This window comes from Streptomyces sp. XD-27, from assembly GCF_030553055.1.
Lineage (GTDB): Bacteria > Actinomycetota > Actinomycetes > Streptomycetales > Streptomycetaceae > Streptomyces.
Window position 1 is genome coordinate 5,557,476 of the sequence record NZ_CP130713.1, and the last position, 15,611, is coordinate 5,573,086.

General features: G+C 70.7%; 15 protein-coding genes, 1 tRNA gene and 2 pseudogenes. 16 read left to right on the forward strand and 2 right to left on the reverse strand.

Annotation, left to right across the window (positions count from 1 at the left end; translation table 11 throughout):
• Positions 1-38: 38 nt before the first annotated feature.
• Positions 39-446 (reverse strand): NUDIX hydrolase, encoded by a 408-nt coding sequence (locus Q3Y56_RS24265; RefSeq protein ID WP_304465771.1) that lies wholly within the window; start codon positions 444-446, stop codon positions 39-41.
• 108 nt (positions 447-554) lie between these two features.
• Here Q3Y56_RS24265 and Q3Y56_RS24270 point away from each other — a divergent pair, with 108 nt between their 5' ends.
• The 10 genes and pseudogenes from Q3Y56_RS24270 to Q3Y56_RS24315 all read left to right on the forward strand — a co-directional run bounded on the left by Q3Y56_RS24270 (position 555) and on the right by Q3Y56_RS24315 (position 7,734).
• Positions 555-1,343, forward strand: a complete 789-nt coding sequence (locus Q3Y56_RS24270; protein ID WP_304463952.1) for a GntR family transcriptional regulator — start codon at positions 555-557, stop codon at positions 1,341-1,343.
• A 178-nt stretch (positions 1,344-1,521) separates the two neighbouring features.
• A complete protein-coding gene (locus Q3Y56_RS24275) occupies positions 1,522-1,872 on the forward strand; it encodes a hypothetical protein (protein ID WP_304463953.1) in 351 nt (116 codons plus the stop codon).
• Positions 1,873-1,877: 5 nt separating this feature from the next.
• Positions 1,878-3,254, forward strand: a complete 1,377-nt coding sequence (locus Q3Y56_RS24280) for an FtsK/SpoIIIE domain-containing protein (RefSeq protein WP_304463954.1) — start codon at positions 1,878-1,880, stop codon at positions 3,252-3,254.
• 82 nt (positions 3,255-3,336) lie between these two features.
• Positions 3,337-3,945: a DUF2637 domain-containing protein gene (locus Q3Y56_RS24285; protein ID WP_304463955.1), complete on the forward strand. Its 609-nt coding sequence runs from the start codon at positions 3,337-3,339 to the stop codon at positions 3,943-3,945.
• 11 nt (positions 3,946-3,956) lie between these two features.
• Positions 3,957-4,148 (forward strand): mobile element transfer protein, encoded by a 192-nt coding sequence (locus Q3Y56_RS24290; protein ID WP_135340011.1) that lies wholly within the window; start codon positions 3,957-3,959, stop codon positions 4,146-4,148.
• A gap of 12 nt (positions 4,149-4,160) precedes the next feature.
• A complete protein-coding gene (locus Q3Y56_RS24295) occupies positions 4,161-4,355 on the forward strand; it encodes a hypothetical protein (RefSeq protein ID WP_304463956.1) in 195 nt (64 codons plus the stop codon).
• 27 nt (positions 4,356-4,382) lie between these two features.
• Positions 4,383-4,691 carry a hypothetical protein gene (locus tag Q3Y56_RS24300; RefSeq protein WP_304465772.1) on the forward strand — a complete coding sequence of 103 codons (309 nt, stop codon included), beginning with the start codon at positions 4,383-4,385 and terminating at the stop codon, positions 4,689-4,691.
• 157 nt (positions 4,692-4,848) lie between these two features.
• A pseudogene (locus tag Q3Y56_RS24305) lies at positions 4,849-6,137 on the forward strand (replication initiator).
• 20 nt (positions 6,138-6,157) lie between these two features.
• Positions 6,158-6,328 carry an AlpA family transcriptional regulator gene (locus Q3Y56_RS24310; protein ID WP_304465773.1) on the forward strand — a complete coding sequence of 57 codons (171 nt, stop codon included), beginning with the start codon at positions 6,158-6,160 and terminating at the stop codon, positions 6,326-6,328.
• Positions 6,325-7,734 carry a tyrosine-type recombinase/integrase gene (locus Q3Y56_RS24315; RefSeq protein WP_304463957.1) on the forward strand — a complete coding sequence of 470 codons (1,410 nt, stop codon included), beginning with the start codon at positions 6,325-6,327 and terminating at the stop codon, positions 7,732-7,734. Before Q3Y56_RS24310 ends, Q3Y56_RS24315 begins: the two co-directional genes overlap by 4 nt.
• 223 nt (positions 7,735-7,957) lie before the next feature.
• Here Q3Y56_RS24315 and Q3Y56_RS24320 read toward each other — a convergent pair.
• A tRNA-Arg gene (locus Q3Y56_RS24320) sits at positions 7,958-8,029 on the reverse strand.
• Positions 8,030-8,253: 224 nt separating this feature from the next.
• Between Q3Y56_RS24320 and Q3Y56_RS24325 the strand changes: the two genes are divergently transcribed.
• The 6 genes and pseudogenes from Q3Y56_RS24325 (at position 8,254) to thrB (ending at position 15,364) form a co-directional block, all read left to right on the forward strand.
• Positions 8,254-8,685, forward strand: a complete 432-nt coding sequence (locus Q3Y56_RS24325; RefSeq protein WP_304465774.1) for a PleD family two-component system response regulator — start codon at positions 8,254-8,256, stop codon at positions 8,683-8,685.
• A gap of 108 nt (positions 8,686-8,793) precedes the next feature.
• Positions 8,794-9,990, forward strand: coding sequence for an ArgS-related anticodon-binding protein NrtL (nrtL, locus tag Q3Y56_RS24330; protein ID WP_304463958.1), 1,197 nt, complete (start codon positions 8,794-8,796; stop codon positions 9,988-9,990).
• Between the two features lie 18 nt (positions 9,991-10,008).
• Positions 10,009-11,400 (forward strand): diaminopimelate decarboxylase, encoded by a 1,392-nt coding sequence (lysA, locus tag Q3Y56_RS24335; RefSeq protein ID WP_304463959.1) that lies wholly within the window; start codon positions 10,009-10,011, stop codon positions 11,398-11,400.
• 257 nt (positions 11,401-11,657) lie between these two features.
• Entirely contained in the window at positions 11,658-12,959 is a 1,302-nt protein-coding gene (locus tag Q3Y56_RS24340; protein WP_304463960.1) for a homoserine dehydrogenase, read from the forward strand.
• A gap of 152 nt (positions 12,960-13,111) precedes the next feature.
• Positions 13,112-14,181, forward strand: a pseudogene (gene thrC / locus Q3Y56_RS24345) (threonine synthase).
• A gap of 259 nt (positions 14,182-14,440) precedes the next feature.
• Positions 14,441-15,364: a homoserine kinase gene (gene thrB / locus Q3Y56_RS24350; RefSeq protein ID WP_304463961.1), complete on the forward strand. Its 924-nt coding sequence runs from the start codon at positions 14,441-14,443 to the stop codon at positions 15,362-15,364.
• The last annotated feature ends 247 nt before the right edge of the window (positions 15,365-15,611 follow it).

A 15,611-nucleotide genomic window follows, 5' to 3' on the forward strand; every position in this document is an offset into this window, starting at 1 on the left:
CTCCGTGCTGGTAGGCGGCCGTGGACAGTGGTTTTGTGCTAGACGAGTCGCACGCCGTCGTGGGCGCGGACGGCCGGCGGGGATGCGCTGTCGAGTGCGTCCTGGACGCGGATCGCGTACGCCTCGTCGGCAAGCTCGGCGACCTCGTCACGGGTGACCCAGCGCAGTTCGCGGGTCTCCGCTCCAGTGGACGGGGTGCCGTCGATCGCCTCGCAGCGGAAGACCATGGAGACGATCAGGCCGGTCATGTTCTTGTAGACGCCGGTGAGGGTCGCGGGAAGCGCGATCTTGATGCCGGTCTCTTCCAGGACCTCGCGCTGCAAGGCGTCGGGGATGGTTTCCCCGCGTTCGAGCACGCCGCCCGGCGGTTCCCACTTACCGTTGTCCCGCCGCTTGATCAGCAGGGCACGGCCCGCGTCGTCGACGATGACCCCGGCGACGCTCACGGAGTGCGGGCGATCACTGCTCAAGTTCCTCTGCCCTCTCGGCTGACTAGGCTCTCACCGTAGCAACACGGGTCAGCCGCTCGTCTAGATACCTAAAGGAGTACGTACATGCCTCCTCTCGCCTCGGGCCTCCTGGGCGCGCTGGACCCGACCAGCGACCGTGCGGTCTTCCGGCAGATCGCCGACCAGCTCCGCGAAGCGATCGACAAGGGGCGCTTCCGGGAGGGCGACAAGTTGCCCTCCGAGACTGAGCTGGTGGACCACTTTGGTGTCTCGCGAATGACCGTCCGCAACGCGCTCTCGCTGCTCCAGCAGGAAGGGCTGGCCGTCTCCGAACACGGCAAGGGTGTCTTCGTCCGGCCCCGGCCGCCGGTCCGGCGTCTGGCCTCCGACCGCTTCGCCCGGCGGCACCGTGATCAAGGGAAGTCGGCGTTCACCGTGGAGGCCGAAGCCGCGGGGAGCCGTCCCGAGGTGGACAGCCTGGAGGTCAAGGAGGAGCGGCCCTCGCAGGACATCTCGGCCCGGCTCGGCTCACCGCGCAAGGTCCTGGCTCGCCGTCGCCGCTATCTGCTCGACGGGCGACCGGTCGAGTTCGCGACTTCGTACCTTCCTCTCGACATCGCGCGGGGCACCCCGATCGCCGAGCCCAACCCCGGCCCCGGCGGCATCTATGCCCGGCTGGAAGAGCTGGGCCACTGCCTGGACCACTTCGATGAGGAGATTCGAGCCCGTATGCCCTCCCCTGCGGAGGTGCGGATGCTGCGGCTGGCCTCTGGCGTCCCCGTGATCCACCTGGTCCGTACGGCCTTCGACGGGGAGGGGCGTGCGGTCGAGGTCTGCGACACGGTGATGGCGGCTGACGCGTACGTCCTCGCCTACCAACTGCCCGCTACCTGACCCCCTTGGGTGGCCGAGTCTTCTCCGGACTCGTACACACCAACAGGCATACTCGTATAGACGAGTGGCTGAGTTGTGTGTCAGAGTGGTCCTCGTTCCCGCTCGTTCGGGTTCGTCGTAGGCGTCTCGTCTAGACAACTAGCTGAGATGTGTCTTTGTGCGAGACAAGGAGAAGAAGTTGCGTTCCATCCGAGTCGACATCTCATCCGCCACGATCCTGCTGACCGAGGCGCCGGAGCCGAAGGTGAAGGACCGGCAGACCGGCGAGATCGCCAAGGACGCGGTGAGCGGTGAGGCGCTGATGAAGCTCGGCGTCGTCTACATCGACGGCGGCGAGTCCTCGCTGCTTCAGGTGACCGTGCCGGAGAGCGGGGTGACGGACGGGCTGGCCCTCGGTTCGCCGGTCACCCTGCTGGGCCTGATCGCCCGCCCGTGGGAGAGCGTCTTCAACGGGCAGCAGCGCCACGGCATCGCCTACCGCGCCGATGCCATCGCCCCGGCCGCCATGCCGGTCCCGGTGGGGGCCTGAGCCTAATGGCTGATGTGCTGACGCTGATGGAAGTGGGTGGTCCCGTCGCCGCGACGGTCGGCGGGGCCACCTACCTCCGGGCCAAGCATCCGGCCGCGTACTGGTCGACGCTCGGATTGCCGATCTCCACCATCCGGCTGCTCGGCTCGTACGGGTCCGTCATGGACTCCTGCGGGCTGACCGTTCCGCCCTCCCGGCTCCGGGCCTGGGCGACTCAGGCGCTCACGCACCGGGAGGTCCGGCCGGTGCCGCCGCGCCGGGGGCTCATCCGCCCGACCGCGACCGGGTTGCGGGTCCGGCTTCGGCTGGCGCCTGGGCAGGAACCGGCGGACCTGGCAGCCTCGGCCGAACGGCTCCGCCACGCCTGGGGCGTTCACGCCGTGTACGTCGAAGAGGTCGAGCCTGGAGTGGTCGAACTCCGGCTCGTCGGCTTCGACGTGCTGCGGAAGGTGCGGATGCCCCGCAAGACGGCTGGCGGTTTCCTCAAGGTGCCGGTGGCTCTCCGGGAGGACGCTACGCCGTTCGTCCGGGACTATCGGACCATCCCGCACCAGCTCACGCTGGGCGCGACGCTGTCGGGCAAGTCCATGTTCCTGCGCCACCTGATAGCCGGATTGGCTCAGCATCGGGTCGCGCTGGTCGGGATCGACTGCAAGCGTGGTGTGGAGCTGGCGCCCTTCGCCCCGCGGCTGTCCGCGCTGGCCACCGATCCCGCACAGGCGGCTGAGTTGCTGCCCGCGCTCATCGGGCTGATGGAAGACCGGTACGACCTGATCAAGGCCCGGCAAGGCATCGCCTCCAGCACCCCGGATGAGGAGATCACCTCGGATATCTGGGGGCTGCCGGAGGATGAACGGCCGGTGCCGGTGGTGCTGTTCGTGGACGAGGTGGCGGAACTGTTCCTCGTCGCCACCCGCAAGGATGAGGAACGGCGGGACGAGATGGTCACCCAGCTCATCCGGCTTGCTCAGCTCGGCCGTGCCGCCGGCATCTACCTGGAGGTGTGCGGACAGCGGTTCGGCGCCGAGTTGGGCAAGGGCGCCACCATGCTCCGGGCCCAGCTCACCGGCCGTGTCTGCCACCGCGTGAACGACGAAGCGTCGGCGAAGATGGCGCTCGGCGACATCGCCCCCGAAGCGGTCGGAGCGGCCTGCGCCATCGCCCCCGAAATGCCGGGGCTCGCCGTCGCCGGGGACACCTCCGGCGGCTGGTCCCGCATCCGTACGCCCTACTTGTCGCTCGGCGATGCCGCCGCCGTCTGCCGGGACACGGCTCATCTCGTCCCGGTCCTGGCCGCGCTTGAACCCTTCCGGCCTGACGCGCCCGCCGTGCCGAGCGACGCCACGCCGTCCCTGATCAAGCCGGTTCCGGTCAGCGGCTGATCCGCACTTCCCTTCGGTGGGCGCGACCGCTTCGCGCCATGTCCCTACCCCCGCCATGCCTGAATCCGGAAGGAGGCCGCCCGTGCGTGCTCAGATGGCACGCGTCGACGCGGTGTTCGTACAGGCGGTCATCGCCGCTGCCCTGTCCTTCGCCCACCTTCACGACCTTGCCTCGGCGGCCGGACAGGACGGGTGGAAGGCCTGGGCCTACCCGGTCTCGGTCGACCTGCTGCTTGTCGCGGCCTGGCGGCGCCTGCGGTCCGGCTCGTCCAAGGCCGCGGGCTGGTGCTGGTTCCTCGTTGCCTTGGCCGCCTCGCTGGGCGCGAACGTCGCCACGGCTGGACTCCTTCACCTGGACGACGTACCGGCCTGGCTGCGCATCCTCGTCGCCGGGTGGCCGGCCGTCGCTTTCCTCGGCGGAACCCTGCTCGCCCACACCAGTCTGGAACCCGAGCCCGAGCCGGACCCCGTGGCCGTACCCACCGAGCCGGAAACCGCGGTGCCGCCCGCCGACCCAGCGCCTCCTCCTCAACCTCCCGCGCCGCATGTCCCGGCCGCCCTGGTGAACCACGCCCGGAAGGTCGCTGACGAACACCTGACCCGCACCGGCTCACCCATCGACACCTCCACCCTGCGCGCTCGCCTTGGCGTCTCGGCGCCCCTGGCGGACGCCATCGCCAGCCAGCTCTGAAAGGAGATCCCGTGTCCATGCTCCGCCGCTTCCGCAACGTCGCCCGCACCGGCCCGGTCCGCGTCGGTACCGCCTACGACCAGCGCGGCCGGGAGAAGCACACCGCCGTGTGCACCGCCCCGCGCTGCGACTTCTCCAACGACTACGACACCCGCGCCGCCGCCGAACTGGCCGCCCGCACCCACCGCTGCCCCGTCCGCTGAAAGGCCCCGTCTGTGACCGTCAGCCTGCCCCTGGTCTTCGTCCTCGGAGTCATCGCCTGGGCCGCGATCAAGTTCCTCGGCGTCCGCCTGTGGGTCGCCGCCGTGATCGCCCTCTTCGGCTTCTGGCTCTCCCACACCGGCCTTGCGCCCTCCGTCGAATCCGGCACGCGGTCCGGCGTCGACGCCGTAAACGGCACACATGACTAGACGAGTAGCTGAGAGGTGATCGCCATGTTGTTCCGCCCGCAGTACCCCGAGGCTCCGACCCTGCCGTCAGCTCACGTGATCAGCTCGGCCGTTCCGGCGGCCCAGCACAGCCACGTGCCGGCCTGCACCTGCCAGCACACCGCCGCGCCCATGCCCGCCCGCCGGGTGGCGCCGTCGATCGGGCTCAGCGCCGGAACGGTCGGCGCCGTGGTGACCGTCGGCATCGTCCTGACGGCCCTGCTCGCCGCCGTCGCCATCGCGGCCGTCTCCGTCGCCCTGGCCGCCGTCGTCATGCGCTCGCTGCTCACTAGTCAGCGGGGCCACCGCCGCCGCTGACCGCATGACTGCCGGGGCGGCCTCGATACCGCCAAGCATCCGCCGCCCCGGCAGCCCAACCCCTTCACGACCGAAGCCGAAAAGGAGAAGCACCATCATTACGCGCACCACCCCGCCACCGCTGCCCGAACTCGGCACCCTGGCGGCACTCGGCATCCTGCCCGCCCTGCTCCGCCAGCTCTCCGGCCTCGGCGGCTGCACCCACCCGATCCGCCTCGACGGCCACCGCACCGAGCACCAGGTCGACCGGCAGACCGGTGAGATCGGCCGCGTCCTGCATCACCTGAATTCCGCCGACCTGCCCGCCGGTCACCTCTTGGTCCGCTGCAACAACCGCCGTGTCACTCGCTGCCCGGCCTGCGCGGAGACCTACCGGCGGGACACCTTCCACCTGATCACGGCAGGACTGCGCGGCGGCAAGGGCACGCCCGAAGAGGTCGCCACCCATCCCCGCGTCTTCGCCACCTTCACGGCCCCCAGCTTCGGCCCCGTCCACAACCGGCCCACTGGTCCGGCTGGTGTTGTCCGGCCCTGCCGCTGCGGAGTCCTCCACGACCAGGACGACGGCGTCCTTGGCACCCCACTCAACCCGGCCACCTACGACTACGAATCCGCGGTGCTCTGGAACGCACACGCCGGGCCGCTGTGGCGGCGCTTCTCCATCTACCTGCGGCGGGAGGTCGCGAAGCGGGCGGGGCTCAGCCAGCGGGCTTTCCGCCACCATGCCCGGCTGTCCTTTGCCAAGGTCGCCGAGTACCAGAAGCGCGGGGCCGTCCACTTCCACGCCGTGATCCGCCTCGACGGTCCCGGCGGTGGCGACACGGCACCCCCGGCCTGGGCGACTACCGAGCTGCTGACCGACGCCATCCGTGCCGCCGCCAAGGCACGCGTGAACGGCCCCGTGGTCGACGGCCGGACTCACACGTTCGCCTTCGGCAAGGAACTCGACGTGCGGGCCATCCGCGGGCGCCAGTTCGACAACGGCACGGAGCTGACGGAACGGGCCGTGGCCGCGTACATCGCCAAGTACGCCACCAAGGGCGCCGAGACCGCGACAGGCGCCCTCGACCGGCCGCTCCGGCTTATCGCCGAACTCGCGCAGCTCGACGTCACCGAGCACGCACGTCGCATGATCCGAACGGCCTGGGCCCTCGGTGCCCGTAAAGACCTGGAACACCTCCGGCTCCGCGCCTGGGCTCACATGCTCGGCTTCCGGGGCCACTTCTCCACCAAGTCCCGCCGCTACTCCACCACTCTCGGCGCACTGAGGAACGCGCGGGCCGAATGGCGCCGTGCCCAAGCTGCCGCACTCGCCGACTCCGGCCCTGACGACACGACGTTTGTCCTCGCCCACTGGGCCTTCGCCGGTACCGGCCTCACCCCGGCCGAGGAATGGCTGTCCGCCACCATCACCCCGCCTCTGGAACGGAAGGAGAACCGACGTGAGCGGCCGTCGCGACGAACTGATGACCGTCCCGCAAGTCCTGAGCGAACTCGGCGGAGTCTCCCGTCGGACCTTCTACCGGTGGCGCGAACTCGGGCAGGCGCCGAATGCAATCAAGCTGCCGAATGGCGAACTGCGCGTCTGGCGGAGTGACTTCACCGCCTGGTTGAACGGCCTTGGGAAGGCGGCGTGAAATCTCACGACGTTCGGATCTGGGGAATCCGCAAGCGACCCACGAAGAAGCCCTCTTACGAAGTGCGCTGGAAGGTGGGGGACGCTAAGCCGTTCCCCGAAACCTTCCGTACCAAGGCGCTTGCCGACAACTTCCGTGCCAAGCTCATGCGGGCTGCACAAAACGGCGAGGAGTTCGACACGGAGACGGGTCTTCCGGAGTCGATGGCGACGGCCGTCACGGTGTCCCTGACCTGGTACGCGTTCGCCCGCAAGTACCTCGACATGAAGTGGCCGCATGCCGCGCCCAACTCGCGCGACAGCATCAACGAGACGCTGACCCTTGTCACGACCGAACTCCTCAACGACCGTCCCGGCCGGCCGGACGATGAGACCTTGCGCCGTGCACTGCGGGGCTGGGCGTTCGTCGTTCAGTCCGAGGACGCTGAGCCGCAGCCCACTGAGATCGCGAACGCTCTGCGCTGGGTCGAGAAAGCCTCTCAGCCCCTGGCGGGGCTGAAGGACCCCGCCGCCATCCGCCGCGTCCTGGACTCGCTCAAGCTGACGCTTGAGGGGGCTCCGGCCGCCGCTGAGACGGTGCGGCGGAAGCGCTCTGTTCTCTACAACGCGCTGGGCTATGCCGTCGATCTTGGGGAGCTTCCGGAGAATCCGGTGACCACCGTGAAATGGAAGCTGCCGAAGGTCACCAAGCAGGTTGACCGCCGCGTCGTGGTGAACCCTCGGCAGGCTCGGGAACTGCTCGCTGCGGTCTCCTACGTGGGCGGCTACAAGCGGGCTCGGGGTCGTCGGCTTGTCGGGCTGTTCGCCTGCATGTACTTCGGTGGGCTGCGTCCGGCGGAGGCAGTCGGGCTGCGGCGGCAGGACTGCACGCTTCCCGAAAAGGGATGGGGTTCGCTGATCTTGGAGAAGACCCGCCCCACTGTCGGTAAGCGCTGGACCGGAACCGACTCCGTGCACGATCACCGGGGCCTCAAGAACCGGGCTGCGGACGAAACCCGCGTCGTCCCCATTCCTCCCCGCCTGGTGCGCATGCTCCGCGCTCACATCGATGAATTCGGTACGGCGAAAGACGGATGGCTTTTCGCGAATGAGCGCGGGGGAGTGGTGGCCTCCACCACGTATTGGCGGGTCTGGGACGAGGCCCGGCGCCTGGCGCTCGCGCCCGACCAGGTCGCCTCGCCGCTGGCCGGTCGGCCGTACGACCTGCGGCACGCCGCCCTGTCCACCTGGCTCAACGCCGGTGTGGACCCAACCGAGGTGGCCGAGCGGGCAGGGAACAGCGTGGAAGTGCTCCTGAGCCGCTACGCGAAGTGCCTGGACGGCCGGGAGGACATCGCCAACCGCCGCATTGCCGAACTGCTGGACGAGGACGACCAGGGCGACCAGGAGGACGACGACATCGACTGAGCCCACTCGCCCCTCACTCACGCCACAATGGACCCCCGGACCTGTCCGGGGGTCTTCGTGTTTCCGGAGGCTGACCTGCGAGAACGCGCCGGAGTCCCTGTCCACGAATAGTCCACAGGACCCGACATACGGCCGCTCACGGTGGCATCCGGCTGCACATAAGCAAAGACCCCGCACTCAGCGACTTGGCTGGTGGCGGGGTCTTTTGGCACCTCATGCAAGGTGCCCCCGGCAGGATTCGAACCTGCGCACACGGCTCCGGAGGCCGTTGCTCTATCCCCTGAGCTACGGGGGCGTTGCCGCCGTTGTTCTCTCGGCGACGGGTAGAACACTACCAGCTCCGGGAGGGTGATCAGGAACGCGTATCTCCCGCTGGGCCGGTAGGGCCGGGGCGGGAGCTCTACCGCATCGGGTGTCGGTGCGGTGGGCGGTCGGGGAAAGGTCCCTCGCACGTGGCGGAAGTGGGCAAAACCGGGACGCAGCCGCGGTGGCGCGCCTACTCTTCCAGATGTGCCTGGCTTGACCGGCCGGGTCCTTGTGGTCGACGACAACAAGGTCATCCGGCAGCTGATCAGGGTCAACCTCGAACTGGAGGGCTTCGAGGTCGTGACCGCGGCTGATGGTGCCGAGTGCCTGGAGATCGTGCACCAGGTGAGGCCTGATGTGATCACCCTCGACGCTGTGATGCCGCGGCTCGGCGGCGTGCATACGGCCGCGTTACTGCGGGCCGACGCCCGCACGTGTCATGTGCCCGTCGCGATCATCAGCGCCTGTACGCAGTTGGAGGGGCATGGCGGCCGGGCCGTCGGTGTCGATGCGTTCTTGGCGAAACCCTTCGAGCCCGCCGACCTGGTGCGGCTGGTGGAAGAGCTGATGCGGGGGCGAGGGCCCGGGCGGCCTGGTGCCAGCACGCCCGGGGACGCGGCGCCCCTGCTGGGGCCGTCCGGCTGACGACGTCCGCGCGGCCCTCGGTCGCGCCGTCCGCCCCCGCCCAGTCCGCCGTCCCGAGGAGCGAAACCGGTTCGCGTGGGCACCCCCCTCCTCCCATACGCTTGTCCCGTGACGCCCGCCCAGCTCTCCCGTACCGTGCTGCACGCCGTGCGACGTGCGGTCGAGGACGGTGCGCTGCGGGTGCCGGTGCCCGAGCGGGTGCAGGTGGAGCGGGCGCGGGCCGGTGGGTGCGGGGATTACGCCAGCAGCGTCGCGCTGAAGCTCGCCCGGCCCGCGGGGCTGCCGCCGCGGGCCGTCGCGGAGATCCTTCAAGACCGCGTGGCCGGTCTCCCCGGTATCGACCGGGTCGAGATCACCGGGGCTGGATTCCTGAATTTCACCGTGGCGCGGGCCGGGCATCGGGAGTTGGTCCAGGCCGTACGGAGCGCAGGGGTCCGGTACGGGCACGGGGCCGCGCTCGCCGGAACGCGTGTCTCCTTCGCGCCCGCCGACGAGCTCCGGGCCGACCTGCTGACCCGTACCGTCGTCCGGTTGTTGCGCTCCCAGGGCGCGCAGGCCGATGTCGCCCCTCAGCCCGAGTTTTCCCGGTCCACGCCCGGGATTCCCCAGCCCGCGCCCAAGATTCCCCAGTCCATGCCCGGGATTTCCCGGTCCACATCCGCGATTTTCCAGTCCGCGCCCGCGATGTCCCGGTCCACGAGCTCCCCGGCCCACGGAAGCGAGCGGCTCCACGTCGTGCCCGTGCCCGCCGGTGCCGGGGACCTCTTCGCGCGGCTCGGGTCCGACGCCGCCCGCTGGGCGCTGCTGCGCCCCGCCGCCCACGACGTGCCCGTGCTCGACCCCGGCACGCTGCTGGCCCAGCGGGAGGCCAACCCGCTCTTCCGCATCCGATACGCCCACGCCCGCACCCGGGCCCTGCTTCGCAACGCCCGCGACCTGGGATTCCAGCCCGAGGCGACCGGCGCGTCGGAGACCGGCACATCGGCTACCGACTCGCCCGATACGCAGAGCCTCCCCGCCCCCTACGCCGACCCCCGCGAGGCCGAGCTCATCGCCCTGCTCGCCGACCACCCCCGCGTCCTCGAAGCCGCGGCCCGGCACCGGGCGCCCGACCGGCTCGCGCGGCACCTCGAAGCCACCGCTGACGCCTTCTTCCGCTGCCACGACGCCTGCCCGCCGCTGCCGCGCGGCGAGCAGAAACCCTCGGCCGCCCACCGTGCCCGGCTGGCTCTCGCCGACGCCGCCGGGGCGGTGCTCGCCGGTGGCCTGTCCCTGCTCGGCATCAGCGCCCCTGACATTCTCTGAAGAGAGCAGAGTTACGAAATGAGCCGTTCCGCCCACCCCGCAGGGCCCCGCTACGCCGACGTCCTCCCCGAGGGTCACTACGTCGCTCCCCCCGCCGACCTCAACGCCCTCGACCCGCGCGTGTGGTCCCGTACGGTCAGCCGAGGCGAAGACGGCGCTGTCAGCGTCGGCGGGCTCGACGTACGAGTGCTCGCCGAGGAATTCGGGACCCCGGCGTACATCCTCGACGAGGACGACTTCCGCGCCCGCTGCCGGGCCTGGCGCGATGCGTTCGGCGACGAGGCCGACGTGTTCTACGCGGGCAAGGCCTTTCTCTCCCGCGCCGTCGTCCGCTGGCTGCACGAGGAGGGGCTGAACCTCGACGTCTGCTCCGCCGGTGAGCTGGCCACCGCGCTCGCGGCCGGGATGCCCGCCGAGCGCATTGCCCTGCACGGGAACAACAAGACGACGGACGAGATCCGGCGGGCCGTGGAAAGCGGTGTCGGGCGGATCGTGCTCGACTCGTTCCAGGAGATCGCCCGCGTCGCGCACATCGCCGAGCGGCTCGGCCGGCGCCAGCGCGTCCAGATCCGGGTCACCGTCGGCGTGGAAGCGCATACGCACGAGTTCATCGCCACCGCCCACGAGGATCAGAAGTTCGGGTTCTCGCTCGCCGGCGGGCAGGCCGCCGAGGCCGTGCGGCGCGCGCTCAAGCTCGACGGCCTGGAGGTCGTCGGCATCCACTCGCACATCGGCTCGCAGATCTTCGACACCTCCGGCTTCGAGGTCGCCGCGCACCGGGTCGTCGGACTGCTCGCGCAGATCCGCGACGAGCACGGCGTGCAGCTCCCCGAGATCGACCTCGGCGGCGGCCTGGGGATCGCGTACACCTCCGAGGACGACCCGCGCGAGCCGCACGAGATCGCCAGGTCGCTGCGGGCCATCGTGACCCGGGAGTGCGAGAGCGCGGACCTGGCGGTGCCGCGGCTGTCGGTGGAGCCGGGCCGCGCGATCGCCGGACCGACCACCTTGACGCTGTACGAGGTCGGCACGGTCAAGGAGCTGCCCGGGCTGCGGACGTACGTCAGCGTGGACGGCGGGATGTCCGACAACATCCGCACCGCGCTGTACGACGCCGAGTACTCCGTCGCCCTGGTCTCCCGCGGCTCGACCGCCGAGCCGATGCTGGCGCGCGTCGTCGGCAAGCACTGCGAGTCCGGCGACATCGTCGTACGCGACGCCTTCCTCCCCGCCGACCTGGCGCCCGGCGACCTGATCGCCGTGCCCGCCACCGGAGCGTACTGCCGCTCCATGGCGAGCAACTACAACCACGCGCTGCGCCCGCCGGTCGTCGCGGTGACCGGCGGCGAGGCGCGCGTGATCGTCCGGCGCGAGACGGAGGAGGACCTCCTGCGGCTCGACGTCGGGTAGGGCTGTCGGGTAGGGCCCCGGCTGCCCCCGCTGCTCGGCCGACGCCCTGCTCAGCGGGCCCTTGCAGCTCGGCCGACGCCCTGTTCAGCCACCGGTCCGTGCGGCTCTGTGCAGCCCCTTTGAAGTTCACCTGGAAGACCCTGTTTAAGATTTCTGAAAGAATCAGGGGTCAATCTCGGATACTGGACCCGGCACCGCGGGGTCTGTCCGGCGAGTGAGACTGGTGCACCACCTAGATGGATGAGAAACGAGGTCGGATGATGCGTACGCGTCCGCTGAAAGTGGCGCTGCTGGGCTGTGGAGTGGTCGGCTCAGAGGTGGCGCGCATCATGACGACGCACGCGGACGACCTCGCGGCCCGTATCGGCGCCCCGGTCGAGCTGGCCGGGGTCGCCGTCCGGCGGCCCGGCCGGGTACGGGAGGGCGTCCCCGCCGAGCTGATCACCACCGACCCCACCGCGCTGGTCAAACGCGGCGACATCGACGTCGTCGTGGAGGTCATCGGCGGAATCGAGCCCGCCCGCGGGCTCATCACGACCGCCTTCGAGCACGGCGCCAGCGTCGTCTCCGCCAACAAGGCGCTGCTCGCCGAGGACGGGGCGGCCCTGCACGCCGCCGCCGAGCAGCACGGCAGGGACCTGTACTACGAGGCGGCCGTCGCCGGAGCGATCCCGCTGGTACGGCCGCTGCGCGAGTCCCTGGCCGGGGACAAGGTCAACCGGGTGCTGGGCATCGTCAACGGCACCACCAACTTCATCCTCGACAAGATGGACACCTCCGGCGCCGGGTACTCCGAGGCGCTGGACGAGGCCACCGCCCTCGGTTACGCCGAGGCCGACCCGACCGCCGACGTCGAGGGCTTCGACGCCGCCGCCAAGGCCGCGATCCTGGCGGGCATCGCCTTCCACACCCGGGTCCGGCTGGACGACGTGCACCGCGAGGGCATCACCGAGGTCACCGCCGCGGACATCGCCTCCGCCAAGCGCATGGGCTGCACGGTCAAGCTGCTCGCCATCTGCGAGCGCGCCGCCGACGGCCAGTCGGTCACCGCCCGCGTCCACCCGGCGATGATCCCGCTGACGCACCCGCTGGCCTCGGTCCGCGAGGCGTACAACGCGGTGTTCGTGGAGGCCGACGCGGCCGGTCAGCTGATGTTCTACGGTCCGGGCGCGGGCGGCTCGCCGACCGCCTCCGCGGTCCTCGGCGACCTGGTCGCCGCCTGCCGCAACAAGCTGGCCGAGACCACCGGGCCGGGGGAGTCGGCGTACACCCGGCTGCCCGTCAGCCCCATGGGCGAGGTCGTCACGCGCTACCACATCAGCCTCGACGTCGCCGACAAGCCGGGCGTGCTGGCGCAGGTCGCCACGGTCTTCGCCGAGCACGACGTGTCCATCGACACCGTCCGGCAGCAGGGCAAGGACGGCGAGGCCTCCCTCGTCGTGGTCACCCACCGCGCCACCGACGCCGCGCTGTCGGCGACCGTGCGGGCGCTGCGCGGCCTGGACACCGTCCGCGACGTCGCCAGCATGATGCGCGTCGAAGGCGAACGAGGCGAATGAGTCTGCCCGGGAAGTCCGGTCTGCCCGGGGAGCGCGGCCCGGCCGCCTCCGAGGGCCCGTCCGGAGAGTCCGGTCCGTCCGGGGCGCACGGCCCGTCCGGGGAGTATGGGGAGTCAAAGGAAATCATGAACGCTATGGCAGATCGCCCGCGCATGGCCGGCACCCGCTGGTCCGGCTGGCGGGGCATCATCGAGGAGTACCGCGACCGTCTCCCGGTCAGCGAGACGACGCCCGTGGTCACCCTGCGCGAGGGCGGCACCCCGCTCGTTCCCGCCCAGGTGCTCTCCGAGCGCACCGGCTGCGAGGTCCACCTCAAGGTCGAGGGCGCCAACCCCACCGGGTCCTTCAAGGACCGCGGCATGACGATGGCCATCACCAAGGCGAAGGAGGCCGGTGCGCAGGCCGTCATCTGCGCCTCCACCGGCAACACCTCCGCCTCCGCCGCCGCCTACGCCGTACGGGCCGGGATGGTGTGCGCCGTCCTGGTCCCGAGGGCAAGATCGCGCTGGGCAAGATGGGCCAGGCGCTGGTCCACGGAGCCCGCATCCTCCAGGTCGACGGCAACTTCGACGACTGCCTGACGCTGGCCCGCGGGCTCTCGGAGAAGTACCCGGTGGCCCTGGTCAACTCGGTCAACCCGGCCCGTATCGAGGGGCAGAAGACCGCCTCGTTCGAGATCGTGGACATGCTCGGCGACGCGCCGGACATCCACGTGCTGCCGGTCGGCAACGCGGGCAACATCACCGCCTATTGGAAGGGCTACACGGAGTACGCCGCGGACGGCCTCGCGTCCGGCACACCGCGGATGTGGGGCTTCCAGGCGTCCGGCGCGGCGCCCATCGTGCGCGGCGAGCCGGTCAAGGACCCGCACACCATCGCGACCGCGATCCGGATCGGCAACCCGGCCTCCTGGGCGCAGGCGGAGCGGGCCCGGGACGAGTCCGGCGGCCTCATCGACGAGGTGACCGACCGTCAAATCCTCGCTGCTTACCGGCTGCTCGCCGCCCAGGAGGGCGTGTTCGTCGAGCCGGCGTCCGCCGCGAGCGTGGCGGGCCTGCTCAAGGCCGCCGAGCAGGGCAAGGTCGACCCGGGGCAGCGCATCGTCTGCACCGTCACGGGGAACGGCCTGAAGGACCCCGAGTGGGCCGTCGCGGGCGCCGGGCCGGCCACGCCGGTGCCGGTGGACGCGGACGCGGCCGCCGAGCGGCTCGGGCTGGCCTGAAAGCACGACCTGGCCTGAAAAGGAGCACAGGGCGGCGTGCGACACGCATCGTGCGCCTCCCGTGCGCCCTATGTCGCCACTGAACCATCCTTCGATAGGCTGTACTGAATCCGCCCCGACGCAGAGCAACAGCGGAGCCACGTCTGTTGACGTCTGCTGTCCTCTCTGCGCGGTGTCGTCGTGACTCCCGTCTCGGCCCCTGGCGGTGTTCCGAGCCTCTTTGAAAAATTCGCAGTCACACAAGGAGAGTCATCGAGCGATGGCCGGTCCAGCGTTCCGCGCCGCCGCCGTCCGGGTGCGCGTCCCCGCCACCAGCGCCAATCTCGGCCCCGGGTTCGACGCCCTCGGCCTGGCCCTGGGGCTCTACGACGACGTGGTGGTCCGGGTCGCCGACTCCGGCCTGCATGTCGACATCGCGGGTGAGGGCGCGGAGACTCTGCCGCGCGACGAGAGCCACCTGCTCGTACGGTCCCTGCGCACCGCTTTCGACCTGCTGGGCGGGCAGCCGCGCGGCCTGGAGGTGGTCTGCGCCAACCGCATCCCGCACGGCCGCGGCCTCGGCTCCTCCTCCGCCGCCATCTGCGCCGGGATCGTCGCGGCCCGAGCCGTGACCATAGGCGGCGCCGAGCGGCTGGACGACGCGGCGCTGCTGGAACTGGCCACCGAGATCGAGGGCCACCCCGACAACGTCGCCGCCTGCCTGCTCGGCGGCTTCACCCTCGCCTGGACGGACGCGGGCGCGGCCCGGGCGATCCGGATGGATCCGGCGCGTTCCATCGTTCCGGTGGTCTTCGTGCCGAGTAAGCCGGTGCTGACCGAGACCGCTCGCGGACTGCTGCCGCGTACCGTTCCGCATGTGGACGCGGCGGCCAACGCCGGCCGCGCGGCGCTTCTCGTGGAGGCCCTGACCAGGCGTCCTGAGCTGCTGCTCGCGGCGACGGAGGACCGCCTGCACCAGGAGTACCGGGCTCCCGCGATGCCGGAGAGCGTGGCCCTGGTGGGCAGACTGCGTGCGGACGGCGTCCCCGCGGTCATCTCCGGCGCGGGCCCCACGGTGCTCGCGCTGGTCGAGGACGGCGCGGACGGAGCGGCCGAGAAGGTCGCACTGCTGGCGGGCGAGGGGTGGGCGGCCAACCGGCTGGCCCTCGACGCCCGGGGAGCGAGTGTCCTACCGCTGACCTGACAGCCGGCGGACCCGGGGGAGACCCCGGCCGGCCGGGAGAAGCGATCGCCGGAGTTGGAGAGGGGGAATGTTTGTTGGATCCGGTAGTGTTAACCTCAAGTCTGCACTTGATGCCTCACGATGCCGAAGGGAAGCGGCCTCGGGGGTGCGGTGCTCAGTGTCCCCCTCCGGGACCACCCTTCTTCCGGGAGCCTCCTCGACTGCACCGAGCAGTGCCGAGCACGCTCCGGAACATGGCGTGACGGAC

Excerpts from the sequence above, each read along its gene's own strand:
- Q3Y56_RS24270 (WP_304463952.1), top strand. The coding sequence starts at position 555 with ATGCCTCCTCTCGCCTCGGGCCTCCTGGGCGCGCTGGACCCGACCAGC.
- Q3Y56_RS24280 (WP_304463954.1), top strand. The coding sequence starts at position 1,878 with ATGGCTGATGTGCTGACGCTGATGGAAGTGGGTGGTCCCGTCGCCGCG.
- Q3Y56_RS24310 (WP_304465773.1), top strand. The coding sequence starts at position 6,158 with ATGACCGTCCCGCAAGTCCTGAGCGAACTCGGCGGAGTCTCCCGTCGG.
- lysA (WP_304463959.1), top strand. The coding sequence starts at position 10,009 with ATGAGCCGTTCCGCCCACCCCGCAGGGCCCCGCTACGCCGACGTCCTC.
- Q3Y56_RS24340 (WP_304463960.1), top strand. The coding sequence starts at position 11,658 with ATGATGCGTACGCGTCCGCTGAAAGTGGCGCTGCTGGGCTGTGGAGTG.
- thrB (WP_304463961.1), top strand. The coding sequence starts at position 14,441 with ATGGCCGGTCCAGCGTTCCGCGCCGCCGCCGTCCGGGTGCGCGTCCCC.